Annotated in this window: 5 protein-coding genes and 1 pseudogene; 2 read left to right on the top strand and 4 right to left on the bottom strand. The window is 64.6% G+C overall.

The window, feature by feature from the left end; all coding sequences use genetic code 11:
* Positions 1-1152, top strand: a pseudogene (locus Q1V87_RS16085) (hypothetical protein); the annotation flags it as partial.
* 59 nt (positions 1153-1211) lie between these two features.
* Here the strand turns inward: Q1V87_RS16085 and Q1V87_RS16080 are convergent.
* Complete coding sequence (locus Q1V87_RS16080; protein WP_300595137.1) at positions 1212-1544, bottom strand: hypothetical protein; 333 nt, start codon at positions 1542-1544, stop codon at positions 1212-1214.
* Between the two features lie 120 nt (positions 1545-1664).
* Between Q1V87_RS16080 and Q1V87_RS16075 the strand changes: the two genes are divergently transcribed.
* Complete coding sequence (locus Q1V87_RS16075; RefSeq protein ID WP_300595135.1) at positions 1665-2093, top strand: hypothetical protein; 429 nt, start codon at positions 1665-1667, stop codon at positions 2091-2093.
* A 188-nt stretch (positions 2094-2281) separates the two neighbouring features.
* Here Q1V87_RS16075 and Q1V87_RS16070 read toward each other — a convergent pair whose 3' ends face one another.
* The 3 genes from Q1V87_RS16070 to Q1V87_RS16060 form a co-directional block, all read right to left on the bottom strand.
* The gene (locus Q1V87_RS16070) at positions 2282-2794 is read right to left on the bottom strand and encodes a DUF3846 domain-containing protein (RefSeq protein WP_300595133.1); all 513 of its coding nucleotides are present in this window, start codon (positions 2792-2794) and stop codon (positions 2282-2284) included.
* 165 nt (positions 2795-2959) lie between these two features.
* Positions 2960-3289: a hypothetical protein gene (locus tag Q1V87_RS16065; protein WP_300595131.1), complete on the bottom strand. Its 330-nt coding sequence runs from the start codon at positions 3287-3289 to the stop codon at positions 2960-2962.
* Between the two features lie 215 nt (positions 3290-3504).
* Complete coding sequence (locus Q1V87_RS16060; protein WP_193591830.1) at positions 3505-4755, bottom strand: IS256 family transposase; 1251 nt, start codon at positions 4753-4755, stop codon at positions 3505-3507.
* Between the last annotated feature and the right edge of the window lie 269 nt (positions 4756-5024).

Raw genomic sequence — 5024 nt, 5'->3', positions numbered from 1 at the left:
CGGAAACCGCCCCACAGCCCCCGAACCGGCCTCACCCGGCTCGCCGCCAGCACCGCCGTGGCGGCCGGAACCGCCGCCCTCCTTTTGGCCGGAGGCAGCGCGGCATCCGCCGCCGATGCTCATGCCGTCGTCGTCGGCCCGCTACCAGACTCCGACCCGCCGCAGTACTACCACTACGGAACAGACCCCGACCCCATCTCCCTCGCCGCCGGTCAGAGCTTCACGATCTCCGGTCCGGAGAACCTGTGGACGACCGGCCCGAATGATGACATGGTCGGGACGACGCCGTGGAGCCAGCTGGGGCAGTGCGGCAAGGATGGGGAGATCCGCCCCGTCGAACTCGACACCAGCACCAATGCGGACGGGTCGCTCCTGACGGTCACGGTGCCAACCCGCCTGCCCAACACCTACTGGGATCTGTCGAGCATTCCCTTCACCGCGATCAACGCCCAGGAAGGCGGACCCACCACGGTCTGGCTGGACGCGGGCTCGACCATCGACCTGTCCGCGGCCACTCCGACGGTGACGTTCACCCAAGACCCGAGTGATGCGACGAAGATCACGATCTCCATCTATAACGTGAACTCGTACGAGATGGACTACCCGATCGGGATCACCAACCCTGATGACCTCGGCATGCTCGTCATCGCTCCCGGAGACACCGGAACGACGACTGTCACCGCGCCCGTCGGGTCGGAGATCTGGATCGGTGGGTTCGGCTGCCCCGAAGCCATCTACACCGTCCCCGCTGGCCCCACCCCGACCGAACCCTCCGGCAGCCTCTCCGAGACCACCGTCGGGCAAGACCACTCCCTGACCGTCAATGGGGCAGGGTTCGAAGCGAACGAGCCGATCCAGATCTGGATTCACTCCACGCCCGTCCAGCTGTGGTCTGGAACAGCCAGCGCCACCGGGACGATCAGCCAGAGCGTCGTCATCCCCGCCAGCGTCCCGACCGGCGCCCACCAGATCGAGATCCGAGGAGCCGACTCCGGTTCTGTCTGGCTCGACCTCACCGTCGTTCAGATGCTCCCCGCCACGGGGCTCGATGCCACGGCGACAGTCTTGCTCGCCACTGGGGCTGTGGCCACACTGGGGGCAGGAGCCGTCCTCACGGTCACGAACGCCCGCAGACGCAAGGCGCGGGCCTAACCCGTTCCAGCACACGAGGGGCGGTCCCGCAGATCATGCGGAACCGCCCCTTCTTCTTCTCATGCCTCGGCGACGCTCAGCACCTCACCCAGGGCCGCATGCACCCGGCGCATGCTCTCGACGGTCACGGCTATGGTCGAGGACCACTCTCCAACGTCGATCGACCCCCACGTCTCGTCCGGCCTGGTCGCGCTGGCGAAGACCACCACGTTCAGTTCCGCAGACCCGGGTCGGGCATCGACGCCGGTTCCGGTTGGGTAGCGCCGCCGAAGCGTGACCGGCACCGTCCGAGCTAGCTGGTGGAACCGGTCCTCTGCCCGGGGCTCCTGGCATTGCAGCTGCTCGCACCACGGCGGGCAGGGGACGGCCTCGTACCGTTCGGGTTCGGTCATGGCGTCTTCTCCTCGGGTCGTCGCCGACGACCATATAGCCCGTGCAGCCGGGCAGGGAAGACATCTGCACACATGGATTTCAGCGGCGCACCTAGATCTCGCGCTGCTACGCTGTGCGGCATGTCCGCCTCTCGACTCGCGAGCGCCTTTCGAGAGTCGCTCTATGCCTACATACCTGTGCCGAGCTCCCCGGAGGGGATCGGAAGTGGTGCGAGCGACGCGGCGAAGCAGTGGCGCTACAACCGCGCTGTGGACGGCATTGCCAGCACTGGTACACCTGTAAAGACGATCCACGGCGCAGCGCGCTACAACGCGGCCTACGCGATCCTAGGGGGTGGCACGAAAGCAAACGGCGGTGGCGGTGTCGCCGGAGGGTTAGCGTCCCAGGTGCACATCGGCAAACTCACAGGCGTCGCGGCGGAACTCGCATACCCACTCTTCGCGGCGGGGTGCCACCTTGCGCTGGATACCACGCGCCGATACGCGATCGCCACGTGGCGTGACCGAAAGTCCGCCGCTGACTCTCGCGCGCTTGATGAGGCGTCCTAGAGCGACCTTCCGCCTCTTGAGCGGATTTCTGTTGCGTCAAGCCGACGATCTCATTTACACCTTCGACGGGCGATCTGTCCACGGCGGCTAAGCCCCGGAAAGTGAAATTGACGGCATCCGCGGTGGACTCGCTGGCGAGATAGCCAGGTGTCCACACGCGGATGCCGCCACAGGTAGGGCAGGTGTTCTCAGCAGGGTGGTTCCGATGCGGTGTCACCTTCGGCCCGAGTGACTCGAAGCTCGAGGCCCGTCTCGCCGAGTTCCTTCACCATGCAGGCCCAGACCAGCGCCTCGACATAGTTCGGATGGAGGCTCGGGTCGCTGCGCCACTCCTGATCGCCAGCGCGCCGCGCCTCGACAGCGAATTCGCCCGGGACGAGCAGGAGTTCGGCGATGGGGGTAGGGATGTCGGTAGGGTCACCGTCCGTGCCCTCGAGGCCCACCAGAACGACGTTCCCGACAAGCCGAACCCGTCGGCGCCTGTAGCCCTGGTGGAACCACCAGAAGAACGTCGCCCTTCGGTTGAACGGCAACGCTTGGGCGATGCCGTTCTCGTTCACCACGAGCGTCACCCCGACCTCGGGCAGGTCGACATGCTCGATCCAGCCGCCCACCTCGGCCTGATAGTCCTCGAGCGTTCGAAGATCTCTCGGCTCGATCGGTTCGGTGTCGTTCGCGGGGATCACGATAGCTTGCACCATGGTCCTTCCTCCTTTGCGTAAGCGACCGAGAACAGGGCTGTTCTCTTCAAGTCGCAGCACGCAAACGAAGACGCACTAGGAACAAGGGGTTACGGGGTGGCCGGCCGGGAGAGAACCGTGAAGTCCTCCATCCCGAACCGACCACCCCTTGTGGGCGAGCAGGGATCAGCTACTGGCTGGACGCTTCGGGCTGGCCGTCTTCGCACCGGGGGCCCCGGTGTCGAAGATGGCCGCGATCGCATCCCGCCTGACAGCGGCATCCCGCTCGATCTCGTCGCGCACAGCCTGCGCACGCTCCAGCACGGAAGGATCCGACTTCGTCTTCTCGATCCACGCCTCCAGCGCCAGGCGAATCTCATCGGTGACCGTGCGATCGTTCAGCTGGGCAATGATGTCCAACTGCGCACGGGTCGACTCACTCAACCTGACAGCAAGCGTCTTCACCGGGCCATAGCCCAGACTGTTCGCCGACTGACCTGACACTGACTCGCTCATATGCGAATCACCTCCTTGACGGAAGCGGCCGAGAACCCGGTGGTTCCCTGGAAGCCGCAGACCGGCAAGGAAGGCGAGCGTGGGGTCAAGTCCCGTGGAGTGGTGTAACCGTTTCGTGATCCTTCAAGGATGTGGGGGCTAGTTTTCGTTGTGATTGCAGATGCTCGCGACGAGCTCACTCACGGTGTCGGAGTACAGCCCAGGAGTGGGGGCGCTCATGCTGCGGCCCCGAGCTCGGGGAGCTCATGGTGCTGGCCGATAGTGTCGGTACCCACGAGCGTGAGGCGGCACCTCGCGAGAACGTCAAGACCGAGGTAACGACGACCCTCGGCCCATTCGTCAGACTGCTCCGCAAGAACGGCCCCGACGAGGCGGGTGATCGCGGCCCGGTTCGGGAAGATCCCCACCACATCGGTCCTGCGGCGGATCTCACGGTTCAGGCGCTCGTTCGGGTTATTCGACCAGATCTGCTGCCACACATCTTTCGGGAACGTGGTGAACGCGAGAATGTCAGCCCGGGCAGCATCGAGGTGGTCGTGCACTTCGGGGAGTTTGTCCTCGACGTAGTCCAGGAGCCGGTCGAATTGGGCCTCAACACTTTTCTGGTCGGGTTGGTCGTACACGGAATGCAGCATCGCTTTCACCGCCGGCCACATGCTCTTCGGGGTCACTGACATCAGGTTCGCAGCGTAGTGCGTGCGACACCGTTGCCACGACGTCCCAGGGAAGTTCGCGCGCATCGCTTCAACGAGGCCAGCGTGCGCGTCAGAGGTGATGAGTTTCACCCCGGTGAGGCCGCGCGCGACAAGGTCTGCGAAGAACCCGTTCCACGCCATCGTGGTCTCCGCGGTCGCCACTTGCATGCCCAGGACTTCCCGATGCCCGTCAGCGTTCACCCCGGTCGCGACGAGCACCATGGTGTTGATCACCCGCCCGCCCTCACGCACTTTCATCGTGAGTGCGTCGCACGCGACGAACGTGAACGGGCCGGCCTCACCTAACGGCCTCGTGCGAAACTCACGCACATGCTCGTCCATATCGGCGGCCATTCGGGAGACCTGCGACTTCGACAGGGAATGGATGCCAAGGGTCTTCACGAGTTTGTCCATCCGCCTCGTTGAGACGCCAGCGAGGTAGGCGTCAGCGACGACGGTGATCATCGCCGCTTCTGAGCGTTTGCGACGTTCGAGGAGCCACTCGGGGAAGTACGTGCCGGAGCGGAGCTTCGGGATCGCGACGTCTATGGTTCCGACACGCGTATCGAGTTCACGGGTGCGGTATCCGTTGCGGGAATTCACTCGGTCAGCAGAGGGCTTCCCGTACTCGGCGCCGCAGATCGCATCTGCTTCGGCTGAGAGGAGGGTGTTGATCATGGTTTGCAGCAGGGTGCGCATCAGATCCGGTGATGCGTCGCCCAGCGCGTTGGTGAGGACGGTGGCAGGGTCGACAATAGAGGGAGTGGTCATCGGTGTGACGCCTTTCGAGTGGGATGTGAGAGTTTCCTCGAAGGAAGATCCCGGTGGCCACGCTGACGTTTACTGGCCGGGATCGTTACACCACTCTACGGGGCACTACTGAGCGTGGCTGCGCGACGCTCTTAGCTAACGACGGGGCAGCGCAGGGGGCAAGCGTCCGATCACTGTCACGCTAGGCGGAAGAATCAGCCGAAGCAGCATCGTGCGCGGTCGATGCTGCCATTATCGCGACATACCTACGAGGGAGGCCCGCTTCGTGA

The organism is Microbacterium sp., assembly GCF_030149085.1.
Classification (GTDB): Bacteria; Actinomycetota; Actinomycetes; order Actinomycetales; family Microbacteriaceae; genus Microbacterium.
The sequence above is the reverse complement of the archived record's forward strand: the minus strand, read 5'-3'. Positions and strand labels throughout refer to the sequence as shown.